Origin of the sequence: Chryseobacterium edaphi (assembly GCF_025628985.1) — a bacterium.
Classification (GTDB): domain Bacteria; phylum Bacteroidota; class Bacteroidia; order Flavobacteriales; family Weeksellaceae; genus Chryseobacterium; species Chryseobacterium edaphi.
The window spans coordinates 188,903-214,598 of the sequence record NZ_JAOTEM010000005.1 but is presented as its reverse complement, the minus strand read 5'-3'; the positions used below and the strand labels follow the sequence as shown (position 1 = coordinate 214,598).

At 34.8% G+C, this 25,696-nt stretch carries 23 protein-coding genes and 4 tRNA genes; 8 read left to right on the top strand and 19 right to left on the bottom strand.

Features of this window, described 5'->3' with window-relative positions; genetic code table 11:
• Positions 1 to 2 precede the first annotated feature (2 nt).
• The 3 genes from tsaD (at position 3) to NZ698_RS17305 (ending at position 2,354) form a co-directional block, all read left to right on the top strand.
• Entirely contained in the window at positions 3 to 1,019 is a 1,017-nt protein-coding gene (gene tsaD / locus NZ698_RS17315; RefSeq protein ID WP_263004502.1) for a tRNA (adenosine(37)-N6)-threonylcarbamoyltransferase complex transferase subunit TsaD, read from the top strand.
• 189 nt (positions 1,020 to 1,208) lie between these two features.
• Complete coding sequence (locus tag NZ698_RS17310; RefSeq protein ID WP_263004501.1) at positions 1,209 to 1,619, top strand: hypothetical protein; 411 nt, start codon at positions 1,209 to 1,211, stop codon at positions 1,617 to 1,619.
• 39 nt (positions 1,620 to 1,658) lie between these two features.
• Complete coding sequence (locus NZ698_RS17305; RefSeq protein WP_263004500.1) at positions 1,659 to 2,354, top strand: RsmE family RNA methyltransferase; 696 nt, start codon at positions 1,659 to 1,661, stop codon at positions 2,352 to 2,354.
• On the opposite strand, the gene NZ698_RS17300 is transcribed toward NZ698_RS17305, so the two are convergent.
• Together NZ698_RS17300 and NZ698_RS17295 are read right to left on the bottom strand one after the other, a co-directional pair.
• Positions 2,351 to 2,905: a hypothetical protein gene (locus NZ698_RS17300; protein ID WP_263004499.1), complete on the bottom strand. Its 555-nt coding sequence runs from the start codon at positions 2,903 to 2,905 to the stop codon at positions 2,351 to 2,353. The two genes, NZ698_RS17305 and NZ698_RS17300, sit on opposite strands and share 4 nt — an antisense overlap.
• Positions 2,905 to 3,579: a TrmH family RNA methyltransferase gene (locus NZ698_RS17295; RefSeq protein WP_263004498.1), complete on the bottom strand. Its 675-nt coding sequence runs from the start codon at positions 3,577 to 3,579 to the stop codon at positions 2,905 to 2,907. Before NZ698_RS17295 ends, NZ698_RS17300 begins: the two co-directional genes overlap by 1 nt.
• Before the next feature lie 84 nt (positions 3,580 to 3,663).
• On the opposite strand from NZ698_RS17295, the gene NZ698_RS17290 reads away from it, so the two are divergent.
• Together NZ698_RS17290 and NZ698_RS17285 are read left to right on the top strand one after the other, a co-directional pair.
• Positions 3,664 to 4,680, top strand: a complete 1,017-nt coding sequence (locus NZ698_RS17290) for an asparaginase (RefSeq protein ID WP_263004497.1) — start codon at positions 3,664 to 3,666, stop codon at positions 4,678 to 4,680.
• 58 nt (positions 4,681 to 4,738) lie between these two features.
• Positions 4,739 to 4,825, top strand: a tRNA-Ser gene (locus NZ698_RS17285).
• A 274-nt stretch (positions 4,826 to 5,099) separates the two neighbouring features.
• On the opposite strand, the gene NZ698_RS17280 is transcribed toward NZ698_RS17285, so the two are convergent.
• From NZ698_RS17280 to NZ698_RS17260, 5 genes are all read right to left on the bottom strand, one after another.
• Entirely contained in the window at positions 5,100 to 5,795 is a 696-nt protein-coding gene (locus tag NZ698_RS17280) for a hypothetical protein (RefSeq protein WP_263004496.1), read from the bottom strand.
• 299 nt (positions 5,796 to 6,094) lie between these two features.
• Positions 6,095 to 7,537, bottom strand: a complete 1,443-nt coding sequence (locus tag NZ698_RS17275) for a TolC family protein (protein ID WP_263004495.1) — start codon at positions 7,535 to 7,537, stop codon at positions 6,095 to 6,097.
• A complete protein-coding gene (locus NZ698_RS17270; RefSeq protein WP_263004494.1) occupies positions 7,524 to 10,718 on the bottom strand; it encodes an efflux RND transporter permease subunit in 3,195 nt (1,064 codons plus the stop codon). Before NZ698_RS17270 ends, NZ698_RS17275 begins: the two co-directional genes overlap by 14 nt.
• A gap of 7 nt (positions 10,719 to 10,725) precedes the next feature.
• On the bottom strand, positions 10,726 to 11,808 hold the full coding sequence (locus NZ698_RS17265; protein ID WP_263004590.1) for an efflux RND transporter periplasmic adaptor subunit: 1,083 nt from the start codon (positions 11,806 to 11,808) through the stop codon (positions 10,726 to 10,728).
• Between the two features lie 144 nt (positions 11,809 to 11,952).
• Positions 11,953 to 12,342, bottom strand: coding sequence for a hypothetical protein (locus tag NZ698_RS17260; protein ID WP_263004493.1), 390 nt, complete (start codon positions 12,340 to 12,342; stop codon positions 11,953 to 11,955).
• A gap of 248 nt (positions 12,343 to 12,590) precedes the next feature.
• Here NZ698_RS17260 and NZ698_RS17255 point away from each other — a divergent pair, with 248 nt between their 5' ends.
• On the top strand, positions 12,591 to 12,971 hold the full coding sequence (locus tag NZ698_RS17255) for a hypothetical protein (protein ID WP_263004492.1): 381 nt from the start codon (positions 12,591 to 12,593) through the stop codon (positions 12,969 to 12,971).
• Positions 12,972 to 13,005: 34 nt separating this feature from the next.
• Here the strand turns inward: NZ698_RS17255 and NZ698_RS17250 are convergent, their stop codons facing one another.
• The 8 genes from NZ698_RS17250 to NZ698_RS17215 form a co-directional block, all read right to left on the bottom strand.
• Entirely contained in the window at positions 13,006 to 14,037 is a 1,032-nt protein-coding gene (locus NZ698_RS17250) for an NAD(P)/FAD-dependent oxidoreductase (RefSeq protein ID WP_263004490.1), read from the bottom strand.
• Between the two features lie 55 nt (positions 14,038 to 14,092).
• Complete coding sequence (gene porN, locus NZ698_RS17245) at positions 14,093 to 15,031, bottom strand: type IX secretion system ring subunit PorN/GldN (protein ID WP_263004488.1); 939 nt, start codon at positions 15,029 to 15,031, stop codon at positions 14,093 to 14,095.
• A gap of 18 nt (positions 15,032 to 15,049) precedes the next feature.
• On the bottom strand, positions 15,050 to 16,642 hold the full coding sequence (gene porM, locus NZ698_RS17240) for a type IX secretion system motor protein PorM/GldM (protein WP_263004486.1): 1,593 nt from the start codon (positions 16,640 to 16,642) through the stop codon (positions 15,050 to 15,052).
• A gap of 40 nt (positions 16,643 to 16,682) precedes the next feature.
• Positions 16,683 to 17,372 carry a type IX secretion system motor protein PorL/GldL gene (porL, locus tag NZ698_RS17235; RefSeq protein ID WP_263004484.1) on the bottom strand — a complete coding sequence of 230 codons (690 nt, stop codon included), beginning with the start codon at positions 17,370 to 17,372 and terminating at the stop codon, positions 16,683 to 16,685.
• A gap of 64 nt (positions 17,373 to 17,436) precedes the next feature.
• On the bottom strand, positions 17,437 to 18,849 hold the full coding sequence (gene porK / locus NZ698_RS17230; RefSeq protein ID WP_263004482.1) for a T9SS ring complex lipoprotein PorK/GldK: 1,413 nt from the start codon (positions 18,847 to 18,849) through the stop codon (positions 17,437 to 17,439).
• Positions 18,850 to 18,957: 108 nt separating this feature from the next.
• Positions 18,958 to 20,811 (bottom strand): glutamine--fructose-6-phosphate transaminase (isomerizing), encoded by a 1,854-nt coding sequence (gene glmS, locus NZ698_RS17225; protein ID WP_263004480.1) that lies wholly within the window; start codon positions 20,809 to 20,811, stop codon positions 18,958 to 18,960.
• A 27-nt stretch (positions 20,812 to 20,838) separates the two neighbouring features.
• A complete protein-coding gene (locus NZ698_RS17220; protein WP_263004478.1) occupies positions 20,839 to 22,383 on the bottom strand; it encodes a DUF4270 family protein in 1,545 nt (514 codons plus the stop codon).
• A gap of 24 nt (positions 22,384 to 22,407) precedes the next feature.
• Positions 22,408 to 23,178 (bottom strand): glycogen/starch synthase, encoded by a 771-nt coding sequence (locus tag NZ698_RS17215; protein WP_263004476.1) that lies wholly within the window; start codon positions 23,176 to 23,178, stop codon positions 22,408 to 22,410.
• A gap of 168 nt (positions 23,179 to 23,346) precedes the next feature.
• Here NZ698_RS17215 and panC point away from each other — a divergent pair, with 168 nt between their 5' ends.
• A complete protein-coding gene (panC, locus tag NZ698_RS17210; RefSeq protein WP_263004474.1) occupies positions 23,347 to 24,195 on the top strand; it encodes a pantoate--beta-alanine ligase in 849 nt (282 codons plus the stop codon).
• A 102-nt stretch (positions 24,196 to 24,297) separates the two neighbouring features.
• Here the strand turns inward: panC and NZ698_RS17205 are convergent.
• The 3 genes from NZ698_RS17205 to NZ698_RS17195 all read right to left on the bottom strand — a co-directional run bounded on the left by NZ698_RS17205 (position 24,298) and on the right by NZ698_RS17195 (position 24,624).
• Positions 24,298 to 24,370 (bottom strand) — tRNA-Lys (locus NZ698_RS17205).
• A gap of 64 nt (positions 24,371 to 24,434) precedes the next feature.
• Positions 24,435 to 24,517 (bottom strand) — tRNA-Leu (locus NZ698_RS17200).
• A gap of 34 nt (positions 24,518 to 24,551) precedes the next feature.
• Positions 24,552 to 24,624, bottom strand: a tRNA-Lys gene (locus NZ698_RS17195).
• A gap of 116 nt (positions 24,625 to 24,740) precedes the next feature.
• Here NZ698_RS17195 and NZ698_RS17190 point away from each other — a divergent pair.
• The gene (locus tag NZ698_RS17190) at positions 24,741 to 25,256 is read left to right on the top strand and encodes a shikimate kinase (RefSeq protein ID WP_263004472.1); all 516 of its coding nucleotides are present in this window, start codon (positions 24,741 to 24,743) and stop codon (positions 25,254 to 25,256) included.
• Here NZ698_RS17190 and NZ698_RS17185 read toward each other — a convergent pair.
• Positions 25,251 to 25,694, bottom strand: coding sequence for an RNA-binding S4 domain-containing protein (locus NZ698_RS17185; RefSeq protein WP_263004470.1), 444 nt, complete (start codon positions 25,692 to 25,694; stop codon positions 25,251 to 25,253). The genes NZ698_RS17190 and NZ698_RS17185 overlap by 6 nt on opposite strands.
• Positions 25,695 to 25,696 lie beyond the last annotated feature (2 nt).

Below are 25,696 nucleotides of genomic sequence, written 5' to 3'. Positions count from 1 at the left end.
CTATGAGTGACTCTATAATTTTAGGTATCGAATCGTCTTGTGACGATACTTCAGCAGCCATTATCAAAGGAAATTCTATTCTTTCAAACATTGCCGCAAACCAGGAAATCCATAAAGAATATGGAGGCGTGGTTCCTGAGCTTGCGTCACGAGCTCATCAGCAGAATATTATTCCCGTAGTAGAAAAATCCTTGACCAAAGCAAATATACAACAAAATGCAATCTCTGCCATAGGCTTTACCCGTGGTCCCGGACTTTTAGGATCTCTTCTCGTGGGAACTTCTTTTGCTAAGTCTCTGGCTATGAGTTTAGACGTTCCTTTAATTGAAGTGAATCACCTTCAGGCGCATATTTTGGCGCACTTCATCGACGATGCAAATCCTGTGCCGCCAAAATTCCCTTTTTTGTGTCTTACAGTAAGCGGAGGTCATACCATGATTGTGTTGGTGAAAGATTATTTTGACATGGAAATTATTGGAAAAACCATCGATGATGCAGCAGGTGAAGCATTTGATAAAATCGGAAAAATTTTCGACTTAGATTATCCGGCAGGACCGATTGTCGATAGATTGGCGAAAGAAGGAAATCCTGATGCTTTTAAATTCAATAAACCCAAATTAGAAAATTACGACTACTCTTTCAGCGGAATCAAAACTTCGGTTTTATATTTTATACAGAAAGAAGTGAAAAAAAATCCTGATTTCATTAAAGAAAATATGAATGATCTTTGTGCTTCGGTACAAAAATGCATCATTGAAATTTTGATGAATAAACTCGAGAAAGCTGCGAAAGATTTAAACATAAAAGAAGTTGCCATCGCAGGTGGAGTTTCTGCCAATTCTGCATTAAGACAGGTGATGAAAGACAATCACGAGAAATTAGGTTGGAATATTTACATTCCTAAATTTGAATATACAACCGATAATGCGGCCATGATTGCAATGGTTGCGCAGCTTAAATTTGAGAGAGGTGAATTTACAGATTTAAGAACAACAGCAATATCAAAATACGATTTATAATTTTTTCTACCGCAAAAGAAACAAAAGAAATTACTGAAGATAAAGAATTACAAAGTTGGCAAAATGTAAGACAGTTATTTTTTATTCCATCATTGTTTTGCAAGCTCTTGAAAAGCTAAAATTCATACAAAATCTTTTGTTCCTTTTGCGGTAAAAACATCATACATTACTAAAAAATTACATCCACAGATGAAAGTATTATTAGAAGAAAAAGTACTGGGAACGCAATCTAAAAAGAACTCAAAATATTATTGGGTTTTAGAAACGATTACCGGAAAAAATGAAGTGACAGAAAAATCTGAAGACGAAGATTATATCATGATAAGTTCAGAAATTGGATATGTTCAGAATGTAAAGGAAGAGATCATTGAGAAAATCAACTCAGAGAATGTATTTAGTTTTGCTTACGAACCGAAAGAAGGAGATTATTTATCGATCAAAAATAATTTGAGAAAAAACGAATATTTGAATTTGATTTTTATGAATAAGAAGTGGATTGAAGAAATTTACGCTTGTTCATACAGAGATTGTGAAGGCGATATTTATACGACAATAAAAACCGGAGTTGCGTTTTTAAGTGATAATGAAATTACATTTTAAAATCACTCAATCGTCTAATTTTCTTATTAAAATACAACAATGAAACTTTTTTTTGGAGAAATCGATAACGGAAAAGCAATCATCAACGACGAAGAACAGCAACACATTGTAAAAGTTCTTCGCATGAAAGACGGCGAGGAAATTCATGTAACCGATGGAAAAGGAAATCTTGCTTCCGGAAAATTAATGATTGAAGGTAAAAAAGCAGGAATTGAAGTTGCCGAAATCAAAACTGAAACTCCAGATTTCAGTCCAAAACTTCATATTGCGATTGCTCCTACAAAAAATATTGACCGGATCGAATTTTTCGTAGAGAAAGCTGTGGAAATGGGAATTTCTGAGATTACAATTCTTCAGACCGAAAAAACAGAGCGTAAAAATCTAAATATTGATAAAATCAAAAAACAGGGAATTGCAGCTTCGAAGCAAAGTCTGAGATTCCATTTTCCTGTCATTAATGATTTAATTAAATTACCCGATTTTCTAAAAAATATTGAGGTTGAAAGTATCTTTGTCGCGCACTGCAACGAAAATTTAGAAAGAATAAATCTCAATGAAATTCCAAAATTAGAAAACTACACTTTTCTCATTGGTCCGGAAGGAGATTTTTCTGATAAAGAAATTTTGTTTTTAGCTGAGAAAGGAATTAAAGCAGTTTCGTTGGGAAGTCAAAGATTGAGAACGGAAACTGCGGGAGTTTTTGTTGCTGCGTGGAATTATAACAGAATGATTTAATCTATCCAGTTATATTTAAGTTTGATTTTCTCAAATTTCACTTCTCCTTTATTAATGTAATATTCTAATGAGTCATTAGTTTCAATATTTTCAAAAGAATATCCTTTTCTAATTTCCGAAATAGTGTCTCCTTGGATTTTAAATTCGTAAAATTGATATGATTTTCCAATTCCTCCTTGAATGTAAACCATTCGCCAAAGTTCATTTTTCTTTTCCAATAATCTTAATTGTCTAAAAGGCATATTAGGTTTGACAACTACGTCTGTTATATTGAATTCCTCGTCAGGATTTGCGATATTGATTTCGCCATTTTCTGCCGCTTGAAAAAAATCTTTAATTTGTTGCGGAATTTTATATTTGTCATTAAAAATAATCCATTCTAAATCCTTTGTATCGTCTGGATTGAAAGTTTTAATATCAGAACTGTCGATGTTTACAGCTGTAGAATCAATCGCTATGACTGTTGAATGATTTTTCGAAATAGCCTTCTGGCTTTTCCTTTCGCAAGAAAAAATGAATATCATAACAATCAGCGAAAGTATATTTTTCATCAAATAAAATTCAAGTTATTATCTTTTTGATATTTTTCCAAAATCTGCTTACCACTTTTCACAGAATTTACCGCCCACCGAATCTTCATTTTTAATAATTTTTCTTCACTGAGTTTATAATCAATATCAGATTTCATCAATTTTTGCTTAAGTTCATACATACAAAGCGAGGCCGCAACCGAAACATTAAAACTTCGCGTAAAACCATACATCGGAATCGCCAAGGTTTCATCGGCAAAATCTAAAATTTCCTGTGAAACTCCTTCCATCTCAGTTCCGAAAACAAGAGCTATTGGTTCTGTAATTTCATAATCGGGAAGCATTTTTGCATTATTTTCTAAAGAAACGACAACGATTTTATACCCTTTATCTTTGATTTTTTGGAAAGACTCCATATTTCGGGGAAGTTTTTCTACTTCAACCCAAGTATCTGCACCTTTTGTTACTTTAAGATTCGGTTCGAAATTATTTTCTTCCTGCAAAGCAACCACTTTATGAAAACCGCAAGCTTCTACAGATCTCACAATTGCAGCCGCATTTCTAAACTGATACACATCTTCCAAAACCGGCAGTACAAAATCTGAACTTTCGGGAGCAAAATGTTCGATCTTTCTCAATCTTTCTTCCGTTAAAAACTGTTTTAAATACTCGTAAGTTTTTGCTAAATCTTCCATCTATTTTCAAATCTTTGCAAATTAACGTAATTTTGAAATTCTGAACCTGAAAAAAAACTCAAAATCTTTAATTTAAAGTAAAAAATGAAGCGAAAAGTCCTTCTTATTTATACTGGTGGAACGATCGGTATGGAAAAAGATTACGAAACCGGAAGTCTCCGTGCCTTTGATTTCGGAAATATTTTTGAGAAAATGCCCGAAATGAAACTCATGGAATGTGAAGTTTTCGTACATCCTTTTGCAAAACCTCTCGATTCGTCCGATATGGGACCAGACGAATGGAGAATTATCGCCAATTACATTTTTGATAATTATGAAAAATACGATGGTTTTTTGATTCTTCATGGAACAGACACGATGTCTTATACCGCTTCAGCATTGAGTTTTATGCTAAAAGGTTTAACAAAACCTGTGATTCTTACAGGTTCACAACTTCCAATCGGAGATTTAAGAACTGATGCGAAGGAAAATCTTTTAACAAGTTTATATTACGCAAGTCTTTACGAACAAAATGAAGCCGTGATTCAAGAAGTTGCGATTTATTTTGAATATAAATTATTGAGAGGAAACCGCACTCTGAAATATTCTGCAGAGTATTTTGATGCATATACAAGTCCGAATTACCCTATTCTTGGGCAATCCGGAGTTCATTTGAAAATTGAAAGAGAAAATCTGTTCCGTTCTGATGAAAGAATTGAATTTCATGTGGACGAACATATTTCTGAAGACGTTTTGTTTTGGAGAATTTTTCCGGGAATGAAACTGAATCATTTTAAAGAAATTCCAAAAATGAAAGTTTTGATTTTGCAGGTTTTCGGATCAGGAACGATATTCAGCAGTGAAAAGACTTTGGAAACTTTGCAGCAAATTAGAAATAACGGGACTGAAATTGTGGTGGTAAGTCAGTGTATTTCCGGCGGAATATCATTTGGAAAATATGAGAACAGTAATATTTTCGCAAAAATAGGAGCCATCAGCGGAAAAGATATGACGGCAGAATCTGCAATCACAAAATCGATGCACTTAATTGATAACCCGAACTACAAAGGAAGTTTTGCAGATAATTTCTCAAGAAATATTTGCGGAGAAATCAGTGACTAACGAAAATAAGAATTTGGTAATTCAATAAAATACCCTATTTTTGCAGTCTTCAAAACATAGAGAGGTGTCCGAGTGGTTGAAGGAGCTACCCTGGAAAGGTAGTATACGGGTAACTGTATCGTGGGTTCGAATCCCATCTTCTCTACAAAACAAAAACCAGATCGGTCGATCTGGTTTTTTGCTTGAAATATACTGAATGATATATTCCGACAATATAATAAAGTGAATGAATGTGATGTTTTACATGCTTTAACGAACGGAAATTTTAAGACTGTAAGCTTGTATCCAAAAACCGTTTTCAACTGAAAGACAAATCCCCTAGCCCCGATTGCAGCGGCATCCTTTTTCTGAATGGGCTTTTGAAAAAAAAGCTTTGGCGAAAAAGATACAGCGGAAAGCGGGATCAGGCTCCTGAAAAATCAGTTGCAAATCGTAAGGAAACTTTGCCCTCTCATATGGATCTTCACCATGGCTTCAGATTTCAACTCACTGTACAAGCTTTGGTCAAAAGCTTCAATGGCTTTGAGCTTCTGATCTATAAACTCCGCAATTCTCACTACCGAAAAGTAGAAATTCCTGTATAACGACATATCGACTGTGCTTCCGGAATGCGGCAGATATGCTTTCAGAAAAGGAAGTGTTTTCTGATGCAGGTCATAATTCAGGCAGTATCCGTTTTTTTCTTTCAGGGTGATGATTTCATAATGATTGAGATAATCCAGCACGGTTTCGTTTTCTTTCATGGAACTCCTACGCTGATGAAAGTAGGTATTGATTTTATCCAAAATACACTGTGCATACTCCATCATTGAGATATTTTTTACCTCAGAAACCTGATCGGGTTTCGTTTTGGAATGTTTAAGACTTTGGTCAATGCTAAATGAAATGCCATAATTTTCAAGTGCCGAAAAGAAGCAGTTTTTCACCTGAATAGTCGCATCAGCCTGAAGCTCGTCGCCCGTGAAACTATAGCTCAAATAGGGTTTGTAGAGGGCAGCAAGACTTTTCAGAAAGTCGATCTCATTAGTATTGTTATACTGCTCAAACCAGCGTTCAAGATTGTTGTAATAATTTTTTTCAAATTCTCTGAAACCTAAATAAAACGGTAATTCCATAGCCTTAATATTTTATAATGCAAAGCTATTCCTGTAATGCGACAAAACTTGACGTGTTTTATTTTAGGCTAAAATAATTTTGAAAAACTTCAAAAAGTGACATTCTGACATCTGATTTTGTTACGCTATCGCTCCGTCATGCCTCCGTCGTTTCTCCGTCAAAAAAATAATTTTGCACTTGACTTTCTAAAGTGTTTGCGACAAATTGTCTGAACATACATTGAACCAAAAAAGCCCGGCTCTGAAAACAGAACCGGACTCCACGATTGAAATAATGATATATGAATAAAAAACTAAACCTATTTCCAGCCGCCGCCTAAACTTTTGTAAATGTCGACAACGGTACTTAACTGTTTTTCTTTGGCTTCGATCAACTCCATTTTTGCATCTAAAGCGTCTCTTTGGTTTAAAAGAACTTCCAGATAATCTGCTCTTGAATTCATAAAAAGCTGATTCGCAATATTGATCGATTGATCTAAAGCCTGAGTTTCCTGAGATTTTAACTGATAATACTGATCGATATTTTTCACTTTAGACATTAGATTCGAAATATCCAGATACGCATTCAGAATGGTTTTGTCATATTCGTACAAAGCCTGAATCTGTTTTGCATCTGCTGTCTGAAAGTTGGCTTTGATCGCACTTTTATTGATCAGCGGTCCTGCCAATTCGCCAACTAAACTTGTAGCGATCGACTCGGGTAATTTAACCAGATAAGAAGGTTTAAAAGCTTCCAGACCTAAAGTTGCTGAAATTTCCAGGGAAGGATAAAACTCTTTTCTCGCTGCTTCAACATCTAATTTTGCTGCTTTTAATTCTAATTCTGCCTGTTTTATATCAGGACGATTTGCCAATAACTGAGATGGAATTCCCGTGTAAACCGTTTGCGGAATGATTGACATAAAACTTTCCTTCGTTCTCACAATCGGTTGTGGATAACGGCCACAAAGTGCGTTAATCTGATTTTCTTTTTCAGTAATCTCCTGACGGATCGTATATTCCATAGCTTTTGATTTTGCCAGTTCAGCTTCAAACTTTTTCACAGCCAATTCTGTTGCGGCCGCTGCCTGTTTCTGAATTTTAGCGATTTCTAAAGCTCTCGTCTGCAATTTAATATACTGCTGAATAATATCCAGCTGATTATCCAATGCTAATAATTCGTAATAATTATCGGCCACTTCTTCGATCAGATTAGAAAGAACAAAATTCTTTCCTTCCACCGTTGAAAGATAGTGTGCTACAGCCGCATCCTTCTCGGTTCTGAGTTTTTTCCAGATGTCGATTTCCCAATTGGCCATCAAACCACCTTCAAAGTTCCCAAGTGGATCAGGCATTTCTCTTCCAGGCTCAATTTCAGTTGATGCATCTCCGGCTCCTGTACTTGTGTAGCGACCAACTTTTTCAATTCCGGCTCCTAATCCGGCTCTTACAGTTGGGCTTAATCTTCCTTTTTTGGCAACGATTCCGCTTTTGGCAATCTCTATTTCCTGAAGCGTGATCATTAATTCCTGATTATTTTTCAGAGAAGTTTCAATTAAACTCACCAAATTCGGGTCTGTGAAAAACTGTCTCCACGGTGTAGTTCCGCTGTTGGTATTTGCGTCCTGTTGTTCGCTTTGATTAAAATTTTCAGGAATATTTTCTTTTACTTCGTCCTGAATAACGGTCGCCATTGGAGCCTTACAACTTGCTAAAACAAGTGATAAGGTGATGGCTGCTATATATTTATTATAAATCTTCATGTTTATCATCGTGTTGATAAGGTTCTGTTTGTTCAGTTAAAGGATTTTCTTCTTCATATTTTGCCAGTCGGGATTTGTCGGCAATCGTTCCGAAAATGTAGTATAATCCCGGAATAATTAATAGTCCGAAAACGGTTCCGATAAGCATTCCTCCAGCTGCAGCCGTACCAATCGTTCTGTTTCCTACAGCTCCCGGTCCCGTTGCCATCACCAACGGAATCAATCCCGCTATAAATGCAAATGAAGTCATCAGAATCGGTCTGAAACGAATGGCTGCTCCTTCGATTGCCGCTTGTGCAACAGGAATTCCCTCTTCTGCTTTTTTCTGAACCGCAAATTCAATGATCAATACTGCATTTTTACCTAAAAGTCCGATCAACATGACCATTGCAACCTGTGCGTAGATATTATTTTCTAGTCCTAATAATTTCAGACATAAAAATGCTCCAAAAATACCTGTAGGTAAAGAAAGAATCACCGGTAAAGGGAGAATGAAGCTTTCATACTGCGCCGAAAGAATTAAATAAACAAACCCTAAACAGATCAGGAAGATATAAACAGCTTCGTTCCCACGACCAACTTCATCTTTTGAAATTCCTGCCCAGTCAATACCGAAACCTCTTGGTAATGTTTTATCCGCAACTTCCTGAATAGCTTTAATTGCCTGTCCGGAGCTGTACCCCGGAGCCGGAGTTCCGCTCACTTCGGAAGAATTATACATATTGTGTCTCGTAATTTCAGAAAGACCATACACTTTTTCCAAATGCATAAAATCTGAATACGGAACCATCTGATCTTTATCGTTTTTCACGTATAATTTCAACAAATCACTTGGCAAAGCTCGATATTGTGGACCTGCCTGAACGATTACTTTGTAAGGTCTGTCGAAACGAATGAAACTGGTTTCGTAGTTTGAACCTATTAATGTAGAGAGATTATCCATTGCTTTTTCGATACTGACACCTTTTTGTTCAGCTAAATCGTTATCGATTTTCAACATATACTGAGGGAAACTTGCAGAATAGAAAGTAAACGCAGAACCTAATTCCGGACGTTTTTTCAATTCTTTCACAAAATCTGTACTCACCTGCTCCATTTTTTGATAATCACCACTTCCTGCCTTATCCAAAAGTCTTAATTCAAATCCACCTGCAGCACCATAACCAGGAATTGACGGCGGCTGGAAAAATTCAATGTTTGCTCCCGGAATATTTTTAGCTTTCTCTTCTAGTTTTTCAATGATTTCGGCAGCAGATTCTGAACGGTCTTCCCAACTTTTAAGGTTAATTAAACACGTTCCTGAGTTCGAACCTGTTCCTTCCGTCAGAATTTCGTAACCTGCCAATGAAGAAACAGACTGTACTCCGTCAATATCTTCAGATTCTTTCAATAATTCTTTTGCAATCTGATTCGTTCTCTCTAATGTAGAACCCGGCGGAGTCTGAATAATCGCGTAAATCATCCCCTGATCTTCTCCCGGAATAAATCCTGAAGGCAGTGAGTTGCTTAAAAAGTAGGTACAAGCACAGAAAAGCATTAATAAAGGAAGTGTGATGAACTTTTTAGTAACTGTTTTATTCAGTAAGTTCTCATATTTCCCGGCACCTTTGGTAAATACGTTATTGAATTTATCTAAAAGAATCGTGATCGGACCTTTCTTCTTCGCTTTTCCGTGATTATTTTTTAAAATTAGAGCACATAAAGCCGGAGTCAATGTCAACGCCACAACTCCCGAAAGAATAATTGACGATGCCATTGTAATAGAGAACTGACGATAGAAAACTCCAACAGGACCCGACATAAATGCCACCGGAATAAATACTGCCGCCATTACCAAAGTAATCGCAATAATTGCTCCGCTTATTTCATGCATCGCTTCTTCAGTTGCCTTTAATGCAGAAAGTCCTTTTTCTTCCATCTTGGCGTGAACGGCTTCAATCACAACAATGGCATCATCGACGACGACCCCGATTGCCATTACCAAAGCAAATAGTGAAATCATATTTAAAGTAATTCCAAATGCTGACATCACAGCGAAAGTTCCTACCAATGAAACCGGAACTGCAATCGCCGGAATCAATGTAGAACGCCAATCTCCCAAGAATAAAAACACCACAATTGCCACCAGAATAAAGGCTTCAAATAAAGTATGAACCACCTTTTCAATCGATGCATCCAAGAATCTTGAGACATCATAACTGATATCATAATGCATTCCTTTTGGGAAATTGGTTTTCTCAAGATCAGCCATCAATGTTTTTACATTTTTGATAACGTCACTTGCATTGGATCCGTACGATTGTTTTACCGTAATTGCGGCAGACGGTTTTCCATTTAATGTAGAATAAATATCGTACATCGAAGAACCAAATTCGATATCGGCAACATCTTTTAATCTTACAAATTCACCGGCAGATTTAGCCTTAAGAATAATATTTCCATAATCTTTTTCATTATTAAAACGTCCCGGATATTTTAAGATATATTCAAATGACTGAGAACGTTTACCCGAACTTTCACCTGTTTTTCCCGGTGATGCTTCCAAACTTTGTGCGTTCAGAGATTCCATTACTTCATCTGCTGAAATATTGTAAGCCGTTAAACGATCCGGTTTCAGCCAAATACGCATTGCATATTCTCTTGTTCCTAAGATATCGGCAAAACCTACTCCACTCACCCTTCTCAATTCTGACATCACGTTGATGTCTGCATAGTTGAAAAGGAATTTTTGGTCGGCTTTAGGATCGTCACTGTACAAGTTTATATACATTAACATATTCGGCTCTTCACGGGTAATTTTCACCCCTTCACGAACTACCAAAGGCGGAAGTTTATTGACTACCGAAGAAACACGGTTTTGAACATTAACCGCTGCAACATTCGGGTCAGTTCCCAAATCAAACACAACCTGAATGGATGTTTCACCATCATTTCCGGCGTCGGAAGTCATGTATTTCATTCCGGGAACACCATTTAAGCCTCTTTCTAAAGGAATAACAACAGATTTAATTAACAATTCGTTATTCGCTCCGGGATATGTTGCGGTGATATTTACTTTTGGCGGAGAAATCGCAGGAAACTGAGTGATCGGAAGTTTCATTAAAGATAAAACTCCCATAAAAACAATAATCAGCGAGATTACGATTGACAGAACGGGTCTGCGAATGAATTTCTTAAACATAATTCTTCTATTCTGCTTTTAATTTTAAAGACTGAAGAACTTTCTTCGGATCCTGGAATTTCACTTTTACCTTCTGATCGTCTTTGACTTTCTGAACACCTTCCAACAAGATTTTTTCGTCCGGAGAAACACCTGAAGCAACTACATAAATATCCGGAAGTTCATAAGCGATCTTAATGTTTTTTGATTTAGCCACTCCGTTTTTATCAATTACGAAAACATATTTTTGATCTTGAATTTCGTAAGTTGATTTTTGAGGAATGATCAAAGCATTTTTAAGCGGTAAAGTCATACGAACTTTTCCTGTTTCACCGTTTCTCAAAAGCTTTTCAGGATTTGGAAATTTGGCTCTGAAAGCGATGTTTCCTGTTTCGTTGTCAAACTGACCTTCTATGGTCTGAATTTCACCTTGTTGATTAAACATCTCGCCATTTGCCATCATTAAGCTTACACTTTGGCTTCCGCGATCTGCAATATGGGTTTGATAATTCAGATATTCAGGTTCGGAAACATTGAAATAACTGTAAATATTGGTGTTATCCGAAAGTGTAGTCAAAAGATCACCTTCATCGACCAGACTTCCCAATTTTAATGGAATTCTGTCGATAACTCCGGAAAACGGAGCTTTAATATCTGTAAACGAAAGATGGATTTGTGCTAATTTCATTTCGGCATTCGCCGCATCCAGTTTAGCTTTAGCCATTGATCTTTCATTTTTTGAAACAATATTGTTGCTTGCCAAGGTGCTTGCATTTTTCAATTCAATAGAAGCCTGTTCAACTTCAGCTCTTGCTTTAAGTAATTCTGCCTGATAAATTTGAGGCATTATTCGGAACAAAGTTTGTCCCGCTCTTACATACTGACCTTCGTCTACATAGATTTTTTCAAGGAAACCTTTTTCCTGCGCACGTACTTCAATGTTCTTTACCGACTGGATCTGAGCGACAAAATCTTTGTTAATAATCGTATCCATTTTTACTGGTGACGTCACCGGATACACAGAATCTTCCTGTTTTTCTTCTTTTTTTTCGTTACAGCTAAAAAGTAACAGAATGGCGCTTAGGACAACGCCTGAGACAACTCTTTTCATCATAATCTAGAGTATTATTAAAATCGTTAAAATGTTTAGTTTTTTGAATAAAAATTTGGAAATTCAAGTCGTGAAATAAAAATTTACACAACGTAAAACTTCCTGCCCCGTCTTAGAGCAAAAGAATAATCGAAAAAGGAAATTCTAAATTCTGATCGAACGAATCAGAATGAATGTTTTTACAAAATTGAAATGTTGTAAAAAGCTGGAAATTGAAGGCTTAAACCTTTTTTTGAACAGAAGTCCAAACGAATAGATCAATCCGAAAACACACGCAAACGTCATAACAGTCTGCAAATTATCTGCTAACTGAAAATCATCTTCTGCAACATCAAATGAAAAATTATCAGCACCGTCAGCAGATTGCTGAACAGAAAATTTCTGAGCTGAATGATTTGACTGATTTGTCTTTTCAGGATAATTGTGAGAAATATGACCAGAAAAGTCATTGTACAAAGTTTTGACATTAAGCTTGCTTTCCACTACAAATAGCAGAAAAAGAGTTGTCAAAAAGTATACGATATAGTTTCTCATTACAAGTTGCAAATGTAAGTTGAGATTTCAATACTTAATCCATTGTTAACAAAGTTTAACGCTTCTTTAAAAAATCTAAAAAGTGAATGACAGAAACACAAATTTGTATTTAACATAAAATTTTAACTCAAAACCAATGACAAAAACTTTTAAATTATTAAAAATTAACATATTTTAAAGAAAAATAGTTGTAATTTTGCGCTACCACACCAGTATTATATGAAATCCTTAAAAAACCACAACTACAAATGAAAAAATCAGTTTTCGGATTACTCGTAATCCTCACATTAGCAGCGTGTAAGCACTCTGCCAAAGATCCCGATCTTACAGTAAGTAACACTGAAACTCCTGCTTCAACAGACGATATTGTAAAACAAACTATTTCTGACCGTCATGGTGATGAAATGGAAATTATCATGAATAATACCAAAGATATTGTCACTGTACATCTAAATGGAAAGACTTACGAGCTTAAAAAAAATCATGAAAATGCCGGATTTTCAACAGAAGACAGTAAATATTTGTTTACTGAAACCAAAAACGAAGTTACTTTTCTGCAAAAAGACGTAGATATGGTTTTATTTCATGGCAAAAAAAATCAAGCTGAAACTAAAATGGCTTCACAATAAAACAAAAAAGACACTCATGAAGTGTCTTTTTTGTTTAAAATCTGTCTAAAGAAATTTCGTGAGGCAGATCAATATTATTTTCTATAAAATCATACAAGTTTTTTGAAAAGTAACATCCGTTAAGAATTCCTCTTGCTCCAAGACCATTAAAAACGTAAAGATTTTTATGCTCTGCATGTCTTCCTAATATCGGCCTACGATCTTTTACAGTGGGTCTGAAGCCAAAATGAACTTCTTCTATATCAAAGTCATTCGAATAAAATTCAGATAAGCCAATTCTTAATTGCTCAACTGCAGAATCATCAATATGTGCATGCATTTGCTCTCTGTCATAGGTTCCACCGTAAAAATATAAATCTTCATTTAAAGGAAATAAAAAATGTTTCTTTTTGATGGTAATATTTTGAGGAATCGGTTTGGAAAGCCTTACTCTTATATGATGTCCTTTATTGGGAATCACCTGAATATCTGAAAAATATGGATTGTTTTTAACAGCCATTCCTTCACAAAAAATGACGTTTTTAAATTTGATATCCTGATAAGTGGATTCAGAAATATTTAATTGATGATAATTAAATTTCTCTTTAATGAGCTGGGAATTATTTTCATGAAACTTCATTAGATCACTGAAAAACCCTTGAACGTTTAATCTTGCTGACTGTTTTACAATTCCAGTATTAAAATCATTTTTTACAGCCTCTAAATGCCTAAAATCCTTATTTAAAAAATTGTAAAGCTCTTCGGTTTGCGATTTTTTAAGCCATAATTTCTGTTCATTCTCATCATGGAAAATTCTGTGAATGGAAGCATCAATTAAATAATTCTCTCCGGTGTACTTTTCAATTTCATTAAGAGAAATTTTGAGAAAATCTAATTGTTCCTGAGCCAACCAAAAGGTAGTGAACTTTTTAAGAACGACAGGATTTACAATCCCTGCAGAAATTTGGGATGCACTTTTTTTCCCATCAGAAAAAATAACAAACGACTTTTTATTTTTGGTAAGTTGATGAGCGAAAAACAAAGCTGCATATCCGTCTCCAACAATTATATAATCTACATTTTGCATAATAAAAAAAACCTGAGTAAAAGTACTCAGGTTTTTTATAAATATCAAGTGAAATTTAGTAATTCCACATATCATTCTCCATTTGAAGAATCTGTTCTTTGATTTTATCGCTCTCTTCTAATTGCTCTTCAGCATTTCTAGGGATATAGTCTTTGATAACTCCATCACCTAAACCGTTTGAAGATTTGTAGATCACAGAAGAAAATCTTCTAGCATTGATTATATCATCGAAAGATAAGTCTGCAGATGAGTTCTTTCTGTTGAAAACATAATTGTTTGACAGGATTTCTCTAGCTTTCGGATAGTAAACCCAAAATAGATCAATAAGTTCATCTTTACCCGCAATAGGCTTACCTTCAGCATCATATACACCCTGTACCGCTGGATCTGGACCCATAGCAGCAAGACCTAAAGGTCTGTATTTCATTTGACCATCTCTTTTGTCAATGAACCACATTCCCATAATTTTCAAAACTTTTACTTTTTCAGTTGTTGTTTTGAAGATATCAGTATACTCTTTTTTCTCTTGCTCAGTAAGTTGTCTTCCTGAATTCAAAATATCTATTGCTGCATCATTAATAACAACTTTTTCAAGTCTACTTTTGATTGCATCAGGGGATAATTTTGTTGTAAAATTTTCGTCATCATATACTTCTTCAATTTTACCTTCTAATGCTGCATCTAATAGAATTTGATATAGTGATCTAGTATTTTTTGCAAGTAAACCATCTGGATTATCATAGTAGAAAGGCTGATTAATCTTGTCATTAAGATCAATCACTTCCCATACCATCATACTTTTAAGGATGTCTTTATCATCAACAAATCCATATTCAAGTGGTTTTACTTTATTACTAATAACAGTATCTCCCACTTTTCTCATATTTTCAGCTCTCATTTGTCTGAATTCTTCCGGAGAAGAAGCATTTAGAATAGTTTGGGAAAATGCAAACCCAGAAGCTAAAACTAAAAGACTGCTAATATATTTTTTCATAATAATTGCTATTTAATCTTAAGGTACGTTAATAATAATCGGAGAGATTCTCTTAATCTCCTGTCCTTCCAATCCTTGAGCTGTAGCTTTAATTTCAATAATTGAAACAATGTCTCCAGGTCTAACATTTTTCAACAATCCCGCTGCAGGCTCCAATGAATTACCTTTAACCAACATTGCTGCTCTACCAGGAACTCTAACCATAAACTGAGTTACGTTAAATGATACCGGGAAATCAAAATCTGGAATGGCTGCTTGAACAGTTTGATTAACAATAGAAGTCGCAGGCATTGTAAGAACATTCTGACCTCTCATTTGTCCTTGTGGAGGAGGTACATTTTTAATTCTATATTCAAAAACCTGAGATACACTCTTACCAGTTGCATCGGTTCCAGATAATGTTAATTTAACAGTATTACCAGTTGTTGGCTTTACATTCCATTTTCCTTTACCTGTATTGCCGACAACAGCACCTGGAGCAGAAAGCGATAATTTTGCATTGTCAGCACCAAGAATAGATCCTGATACAGGGTTTTGCAATCCTCTATACATTACATTCATCTTATCAGCAGAAAGTAATAGACCTTGTTCCAATTTTACTTGTTGAGGACCTGCGATGACATTATATGTATGAGTAAAAGGATACTGCGTAGCTTTTCCAGTAGCATCCGTTAACGTAATAGTCCCACCAATTTTCTTCTCACCAATACCTCCGGTATTTAAAGGAAGATATCCCTTACCATTTTCTTGTCTGCTTACTCCGCTAATGCTAATCTTATTACTGTTAGAATAAGTTCCCAACATAATAACTGCTTCAGCTTTTTTACCAGACTGAATGTCTGTAGGTGCAGAAACAATTGCTTCATACTGATTAAACTTAATGCTTGCATCAACTTTTTCCTGAAGCATTAATGCTAATGCATCAGACTGTACGTTTCTTGCATCATTCTGAATAATTTCTAAGTTTGAAATTGCAGCGATAAGCGGCTGATGATAAAATTTATTCTGAAACCAAGTTTTTCCGTTTGGAGATTTTCCTTGTGGATACTCAGCAACAATAGATCTGTTTGCTCTATCAACCAATTTCAATAACTGTGGATTATTTCCAAATGTTGCAACAATATAAGATCTTACTTCATCCATTTTCTTCTTAAGCTCTAAAGCTTTCGGAGAAGGACTATTTTCATCACCTTCCTTGAAGAAATATTCTGTAGTAGCTTCGTTATTATTTAGTGCAGAGAAATTCTCGCTCACATCCATATCTTTACCAGTTTTTGGATCTTTGTCAAAGAATTCTGAATTTTTCTTCAAAATCACTTTAATATCTTCAGCAGAACTAACTAAACCATCAATTTTACCTTTTAATACTTTGTATTGTTCCCAAGGCTGAGCATAAGTATCAGGTACTTGTTGTGCTTTTGCTTCTAAGGTAACTTCAAAGATATCTTGATTTTTATCTTCAGTTAAATGTCTTGTTTCATTTAACGCTCTGGTAGAGTCATAATATGATCTGATGATTTCAACATCAATGTTTAGGGCCATCATTGCGATGAACACCAAATACATTAGGTTGATCATCTTCTGACGTGGAGTCTGTTTTCCTTTTGCCATTCTCTTTTCTTTAGTTTTTTATTAAATTAATGGTTTAGGATTACGACTTCATTGCAGTTAACATACCACCGTAAACTCTGTTTAAGCTGTTTAAGTTTGTAGTTAAACCTTGTAATTCTTGATTAAATTTCTCAGAATGCTCAGCAGATTTTTGCATATCTTCTACATATTTTTTAGCAAAGTCAGATTGTCTCTGACCGCTTTCTAATTGCATTGCATATAGAGCGTTCATACTTTCCATATGTTGAGCTGCTTTATTCAACTGATCATTATATTTGTGAGTAGAAGCAGAAACATCAACGGTTTGGTTGATCTGATCTACAGAGTTTGAAAATTTATCAATTCCTGTTCTCAATCTGTCGAATAACTGTACATCAAGTTTTGCATCCTGAAGCATTTTATCCAATTTAGTAGATAAAGAGTTTTCTAATTCTGCAAACTGAGCGTTTGTATTTTTAGAAATATTTGAATGTAAAGGGTTTGGGTTTGCATGTTTATCTAACAATTCAGGATAAACATTTTCCCAGTGGTAAGACTCCTCAGCTGCTGGAGGGTCAAATGCGAAAATAATAAAGATAATTGCCTCTGTAACAAGTCCTACTGTAAGAGCGATGTTACCGTTGATTGGGCCAAATGAGATGTGAGTAATTTTAAGCCAAGCTCCAAGAATTACAATTGCAGCACCGAATGAATAGAAGAAATTCATCCAAGCATCTTTAGTCTTAAACATATAAGTTAGTTTTTTTTAATGTTAAATAAAATTGTTTCTGAAATAAATAATTGAATAAATTCTCTTATCTGTTAATTCTTTTTGCTTTAACAGCAGCTTCAGGGATATCCTGTACTGTTCTGAATCCGATATAACTTCTTGCAGAGTCTTTCATTTCGAAATCTCTAGCTCCAGTCATCAACATATATCCAACATCTTTCCAAGAACCACCTCTTACAGATCTCTTAGTATCTACATTATCTTTAGTAGAAGGATTTAAAGTAGAAGAGAAATTGTATGATGAATTGTTGTATGCAGATGCTGTCCATTCAGAGACGTTTCCAGCCATATCAAACAATCCGAAACTGTTTTTCTTGAATTTTTTTACAGGAGCCGCATAAGTATAAGTACCTAACTTTTCGTCTTCCATATAATTACCTCTTTTTGGCTTGAAGTTTGCAAGATAACAACCTCTGTCATCCATTAAATAAGGACCTCCCCAAGGATAAGTTGCATTTTGCTTTCCACCTCTTGCAGCATATTCCCATTCCATTTCAGTAGGAAGACGGAATGTCAATGGTCTTTGTTTTCTTCTTTTTAAGCTTTCATTGTAATCAGATTTTAATTTAGATCTGAAATTACAGTACGCTCTAGCCTGATCCCAAGTCACCCCAACAACAGGATAATCTTTGTAAGCTTTGTGCCAGAAATACTGCTCAAACAAAGGCTCGTTATATGTAAAATGGAAATCTTTTACCCAAACTGTAGTATCCGGATAGATTGCAATGCTTTCACTTCTAAGGTAGTTTACACCTCTTTCATTTTCAGCGATAGCAACATCCATATCTCCCCACTTATAGTTATATTTTAATTTACTAACGTCAAGAAGTCTTTCGCTACCAACTCTTGAAGAAGCTGGTAAGTACATAGATTCTAAAACTTCAGCATATTCTACATCAGGATATTTAGAAGTATTCCAATGCAAAGGAATTTTCCAATCTAATTTTTTTGTATCATCAAAACCGTCTCTTCCACCTGCACCTTCAAGATATTCCTGATATGCAGTTAGGTTTTCTTCTTTTTTTGCAAGGTATGCATAATCTCCGATGCCTGTACCTTTACCACCACCTTCACCACCTTCTCCGGCAGCTTCAGCTAACATGGTTCTTGCAATAGAGTCTCTAACGTAATTAATAAACACCCTGTACTCTGCATTTGTAGTTTCTGCCTCATCCATAAAGAAAGATGATACAGTTACAGTTTTCAATGCTGCTTTTTCAGGACTGTCTGTGAAATCCACATCAGCTAAACCTGCAACGAAAGATCCACCAGGAATGGCAACCATACCAAACGGTCTTTCTGCAACAAATGATTTTGTTTTTTCTCTAGGTATCAATTCCCCTTTTGTTCCTGGCTTCCCAACAGAAGAAGATCCACCACCTGAACAAGATACCGATGCTACCGACGCAGACAATAATAAAAGAAATATCCTTTTCATGTTAATTTTTATAATTAAGCCGTAAATATATAATTTTTTTAAGAAACTTTTAAGATTTTTTTTAGAATAACGAAAAAAATCTAAATTTATTTTATTTGCAAGTATTTTTTACTCTACAGTTACAGATTTTGCAAGGTTTCTTGGCTGATCTACATTTGCACCTCTATAAACTGCGATGTAATATGCTAATAACTGTAAAGGAACTGACGCAACAATTGGTGAGAAACATTCTGAAGTTTCAGGGATTTCAATCACGTAATCCGCCATAGCACTTACCTGAGTATCTCCTTTATTAACCACAGCAATAACTTTTCCTTTTCTTGCTTTAATTTCCTGTACGTTGCTTACGATTTTATCGTAATGACCTTTTTTAGGTGCAATGATAACGATCGGCATGTTTTCATCAATTAACGCAATTGGACCATGCTTCATTTCTGCAGCAGGATATCCTTCTGCATGAATATAAGAAATTTCTTTCAATTTTAAAGCGCCTTCTAAAGCTGCAGGATAGTTGTAACCTCTTCCTAAATAAAGGAAATTGGTCGCGTTGATGAAATCTTTAGCAATATTTTGAGTCAATTCATGTGTAGCCTCTAAAACTTCTTCAATTTTCTTAGGAATAGCATTTAATTCTGCAATTAAGCTCATAAATTCAGCATTACCTAGATTACCGTTATGTTTTCCTAATTTTAATGCAAGCAATGAAAGAATAGTTAACTGGGCAGTAAATGCTTTAGTAGAAGCAACGCCAATTTCCGGACCTGCATGTGTGTAGGATCCTGCATCTGTAATTCTAGCAATCGAAGAATCAACCACATTACAAATCCCATAAATAAACGCTCCTTTTTCTTTTGCTAATTTTAAAGCAGCCATCGTATCAGCCGTTTCTCCTGATTGAGAGATAGCAATCACAACGTCTTTATCTGTAATAATTGGGTTTCTGTATCTGAATTCTGAAGCATATTCAACTTCAACAGGAATTCTTGCAAATTCTTCAATTAAATATTCACCAATAAGACCTGCGTGCCATGATGTACCGCAAGCGATAATGGTAATTTTGTTGGCATTTTTGAATTTCTCAAGGTGATCCCAAATTCCTGCCATTTTGATAATTCCTTCTTCGACAAGAAGTCTTCCTCTCATTGTATCTTGAATTGATTTTGGCTGTTCGAAAATTTCTTTAAGCATAAAATGCTCATATCCGCCTTTTTCTATTTGCTCTAAATTCAATTTAAGCTCCTGAATTTCAGGGACGATTTTAGAATTATCATTAATTGTTCTGATATCTACGCCATTTTCTAAAGAAAGAATTGCCATGTGACCTTCTTCCAAATAAATAGCTTCTTTTGTAAATTCTACAAAAGGAGATGCGTCAGAAGCAATAAAGTACTCTTTATCACCAATTCCAATCGCTAAAGGAGAACCTAATCTACCCACAACCAAAACTCCGGGATAATCTTCATGCATTACCGTAATAGCATAAGCTCCATAAACTTCATTTAAAGCATATCTTACTGCTGTAGGAAAATCTGTTTCAGGATTTACATCCATAAAGTATTGAACAAGATTAACCAAAACCTCAGTATCAGTTTCTGATTTAAAAGAGAAGCCTTTTTCCGTAAGCATTATTTTGATGGTATCATAATTTTCAATAATACCATTATGAACAATCGCAATTTTACCGTTATTTGACAAATGAGGGTGAGAGTTTCTGTCACTTGGAACACCATGTGTTGCCCAACGTGTGTGACCCATTCCTACTTTCGCGAATCCTTTTAACTTGCTTGAGATATTTACAAGGTCATCGACTTTACCTTTTGTTTTTTCAACTTCAAACGCATTATCTCCCCCTTCCAAAACAATTCCGGCACTATCATAACCTCTATATTCTAATCTTCTAAGTCCATTAATAACAATATCATAGGCATCCTGAAAACCTGTATAACCAACTATTCCGCACATAACTTAATTGAGTGTTTTTTTATATTTTTATTTTGTACCGTAGGTAACTCTTAGTTTAATTTCATATTTTTTGGAAGGATCAGTAATAGGCATATTAGCATCATAACCTAAAAACACAATTCTGTCTGTAGAAAAAGGTCGAGATGTAAATTGAGGCCCCGCTAATGTTGTTCCTGTAGATGATTGTAAGAAATTACCTACATCTATTTTAAAATATTTTCTTTCATAATTTGCTCCAGCTTCAACAATTTCTTTTAAAGACTGCGTTACTGTAAAATCATAATATGATGGGTTTTTGTCTAAATCGTAAGCTCTTATATAAGCAAAATTTGGAGTAGCAGACAATAGCAAAAGATCGTTAGTAAAAATATTTTTCTCATTTCCTTTTTCATCTTTTACATCTTTATCTCTTTGAATGATTGTTAACAAACTTGGTTTTTTCAACTTGTTATTCCATGAAGGATCCGTATACATTCTGATTTTTGCGCTAATAATTGCCGCTTTCTTTTCATTATATAACTTCTTCAACTTTGTGATTGTTTCCACAGGAAATTTAACACCTATTGAGTTACCTCCCATTCCCTGCGCGAAGAGTTTTTTATCCCCAATAGCAGGATTCTTCACTGCAGCTCCGGCTCTGTCATAAACATAATTCCCGATATGAGCATTTCCGTTACCTACTGAGAAAGCATATTTCTTTTGAGTACTTGTAGTTGCACCAGTATCGATAGATTTATAGTACATAACTAGCTCCACATTTGAAGGTGAAAATTGAACCAAATATCCAGCTGGATCAGTTACCGAAATCTTCAAACCTCTGAAATATCTTATAAAAGTTGCAACATCCTTCAATTCAGGTTGTCCTTTTTTATCAATAATTTTTGTCTTAAAAAAACTTGATAATAGTGGTATTCTAAAACCAACTTCAGAAGTGAATATTGAACTGTTATCTGAATCTTTTGTAATTGCAACAGAACTTACATACCCATCAAAAGTTTTAGAACCCAATAACTGACCCGTTCCGTAAATTTTATTTGAATATGCTATATCGCTATATCCGTTCAAAAATTCTGTAACTTCATTTACATTAAACGTTAAATTGCCACTATTAATTTTTGTTCTTCCGTATTTGGTTGCAGGATATCTGTTAAAAACTTTTTTAGCAGCTACAGAACCATCCGGATAAACATAATTTTCATCAGTCGTCGTCGTTATAGAATCTGATGCATAGGTTGGTTTAATTACCAATACTACAGAATCTACCGTAGCACTTGCACCAAAATCAGGATCGTAAGCGGGAAGTCTTAGCTGTGTATAATAGGCAGCTCTCTGCATTCCAAACTGACTTTCAGAAAAAGCACCTAAAGTAGCTAAACCTAATTTTGAGGCATCACTTCTTATACTGTCATTATTATCAATATTATATGCAGTAACATCATAGGCAATTTCATCTCCTTGTGCTGCTCCGTCTAAAAACAATTGTTCTCCTAAAGAATCCGGATCCGGTTCACAATTGTACACCAACATTCCGCCAAAAATCACCATAGACAATATAGTGAAGGCTCTTTTCATATTATAAATCATCAAAATGTTCTTTTAATATAGTTTATTGATAGAATCTACGTCTAAATATTCTGATTTCGAAGTCGAAGTTTCGTTAAAAGCTTTATCTAAATCACCTTCCAAAAACTCGTCACCTTTTACCACTTCATCCACATACTTCATGCTTTCAATAACAAAACTTTGAAAACTTGGATTATTTAACGCATCTAATCCTGAAATATTATCAAACTGTAATTTTTCTGCAATACTTTTATCCAAAGGAGCATCCTTTTCATTATATAATGAAAGAACGATTTTTGCATCTTTGAAATAGGTATCAGATTCATAGAAGGTTTTTAGATAAACCGGAATAAAGGAAGCCATCCAACCGTTAAGGTGAATAACATCCGGAACCCAGTTTAATTTCTTGATCGTTTCTATAACGCCTCTCGCAAAGAAAATTGCACGCTCGTCATTATCCGGAAAGCCTACACCTTCATCATCAAAATAATATTGTTTTCTTTTGAAATATTCTTCGTTATCTATAAAATAAACCTGAAGTCTTTCTCCCGGAAGAGACGCTACTTTAATAATAAGGGGCTGATCTAAATCATTGATGATGATATTCATCCCAGAAAGGCGGATCACCTCGTGAAGCTGGAATTTTCTCTCACTTATCTGTCCAAATCGTGGCATAAAAACTCTTACATCATTGCCTTCTTGGTGCATTTTAAGTGCCATTTTGTTTACCACTGTTCCTAAGTTTGTATCTTCCTGATAAGGGTACATCTCTGTGGTAATGTACAGTATTTTCTGATTGGGCATATAATTTTTATATAATTTAAATAATGCTATAAGTTGCAAAATTACAAAAAAACATCCAACATCAATGTAATTAACATTTTTTTACGATAAACATAACAATGAAACCTATAAATCTTGAAAATTCATACAAGATAATTTAGTATTTTTGAATTGCTATTAAAATAAATTATGGAAGTTCTAAAAAACAAAAAAACGCTTCAAGACTTTATTGAAAGACAGAGAGAAATGGGGAAAAAAATTGGTTTTGCACCCACCATGGGAGCATTACATAATGGCCATCTTTCCCTTTATGAAGCTGCTCGCAAAGAAAATGACCTCGTCATTTCGTCAATATTTGTAAATCCTACACAGTTTAATAATGCTGACGATTTAAAAAAATATCCGAGAGACACCAATCGAGACATTTTGATGTTAGAAAAATCAGGTTTGGTAGATGCGGTTTATATTCCCGAGGTTGAGGATATTTATCCTGAAAAAGCAGAAAGCCAACATTACGATTTTGATGGTTTGGAAAATGAGATGGAAGGGAAATCACGACCAGGACATTTTGATGGTGTAGGAACTGTGGTTGAAGAACTTTTCAACCAGGTAAAACCGGATAATGCTTATTTTGGCGAAAAAGATTTCCAGCAATTGGCAATCATTAAAAAAATGGTTGATAAAAAACATCTTCCTATTAAAATAAAAGGAGTTGATATTTACAGAGCAGAAAACGGCCTAGCTTTAAGTTCAAGAAATCAGAGACTAACTGAAGACCGAAGAGAAGATTCAAAAATCATTTACGAAACACTGGTCAAAGTAAACGACTGGTTCAAAACAGTTTCAGTTCCTGAAATCACTAACAGAGTAAAAGATATTTTTGACGATCAAAAAGGGATGCAGCTTGAATATTTTTTAATTGCTGAAGAAAACACATTGAAAGAAACCGATTTCTTTTATAAAGATAAATCTTACAGAGCTTTTATTGTAGTGATGGTAGACGGAGTAAGATTAATTGATAATATGCATTTAGATTAAACTTAAAACATGCAACAAAAATCAAAGGCTTCCGGAAGGAAGCCTTTGAACACCAAATCACAAAATATTAATATGAAAAAAATTTACTTTTCAGTAAACTTGTGACCCGGCTGGGATTCGAACCCAGGACCCATACATTAAAAGTGTATTGCTCTACCAGCTGAGCTACCGAGTCGGTCTTTATTTTAATTTGATAAATATAAAATAAATTTCAGACTTACCAAATATTTTTTTTGCAGTGCCTGCGACTGGACTCGAACCAGCACATCCTTAGGAAACCACCCCCTCAAGATGGCGTGTCTACCAATTTCACCACGCAGGCAAAAAAATTATAAAAAATATAACATTTTTGCTAGTGACCCGGCTGGGATTCGAACCCAGGACCCATACATTAAAAGTGTATTGCTCTACCAGCTGAGCTACCGAGTCGGTCACTTTATTATCAAGTTTTCATCGTAAGTAATGTCCCTTGTTTTTAGTGGTGCAAAGATAGGACTTTTTTCATTATCTCAAAACTTTTTCGCAAATTTGTTCAAAATAAATTCATGATAATTTCACTAGTTGGATACATGGGAAGTGGCAAATCTCACATTTCCAAAATTTTAAGCGAAAAAATAAATTTTAAATTAATTGACCTTGATAAAGAAATTTCGAGGAGAAATAAATTGACGATCCCCGAAATCTTCGAAAAAAAGGGAGAAATCTACTTTCGTAAGCTGGAAAGAGAAACTTTGGAGGAAATTTTAGCCACAGAAGAAAACATCGTTTTTAGTCTGGGAGGAGGAACGCCTGTTTATTACAATAATATGGAAATCATCAACCACAATTCGAAAAGTGTATTTCTCAGAACATCTATCAATACTTTAATAGAAAGAATTTCAAAACAAAAAGAGAAAAGACCTTTGATTGCCAATATTTCAGACGAAAACCTTCCTGAGTTTATTGCCAAACATTTATTTGAAAGAAATGAATTCTACAGCAAAGCTCAATTCATCATCAGTACAGATTCTAAAGAACCTGAACAGATCATGAACGAAATTATTGAAAAGCTTTATTTATGAATCTTTTTCTTCTTCCTTTTCTGAATCAGTTTCTCCAAAAAAATCATCCCAATCTGTGAAATCAGAATCTACATCGTTTTCTACATAACCGTCAATTTCTCTTCTGTCTTTTTTGGTCGGTCGACCTTCACCTCTGTCTCGGTAATAACTCTGAGACATTTTTCTTAATTTAAGCAATTCATATTGTTCTTTATCGGTAACATCTTTGATGTGAAGTGACACCAATTTTGCTCCAATTCTGCTTTTAGGGATTTGTATGACTTTAATTTTATAGTCAATCTGATTTTTACGGATCTTAATTACATCTCCTTCTTTTACCTCTTTAGACGACTTTACAACCGACGCTCCTATTGATACTCTGTTCTTTTTGATCTCGTCGGTAGCAATACTTCTGGTCTTGTAAAAACGAATACTCCATAAAAATTTATCTATTCTCATAA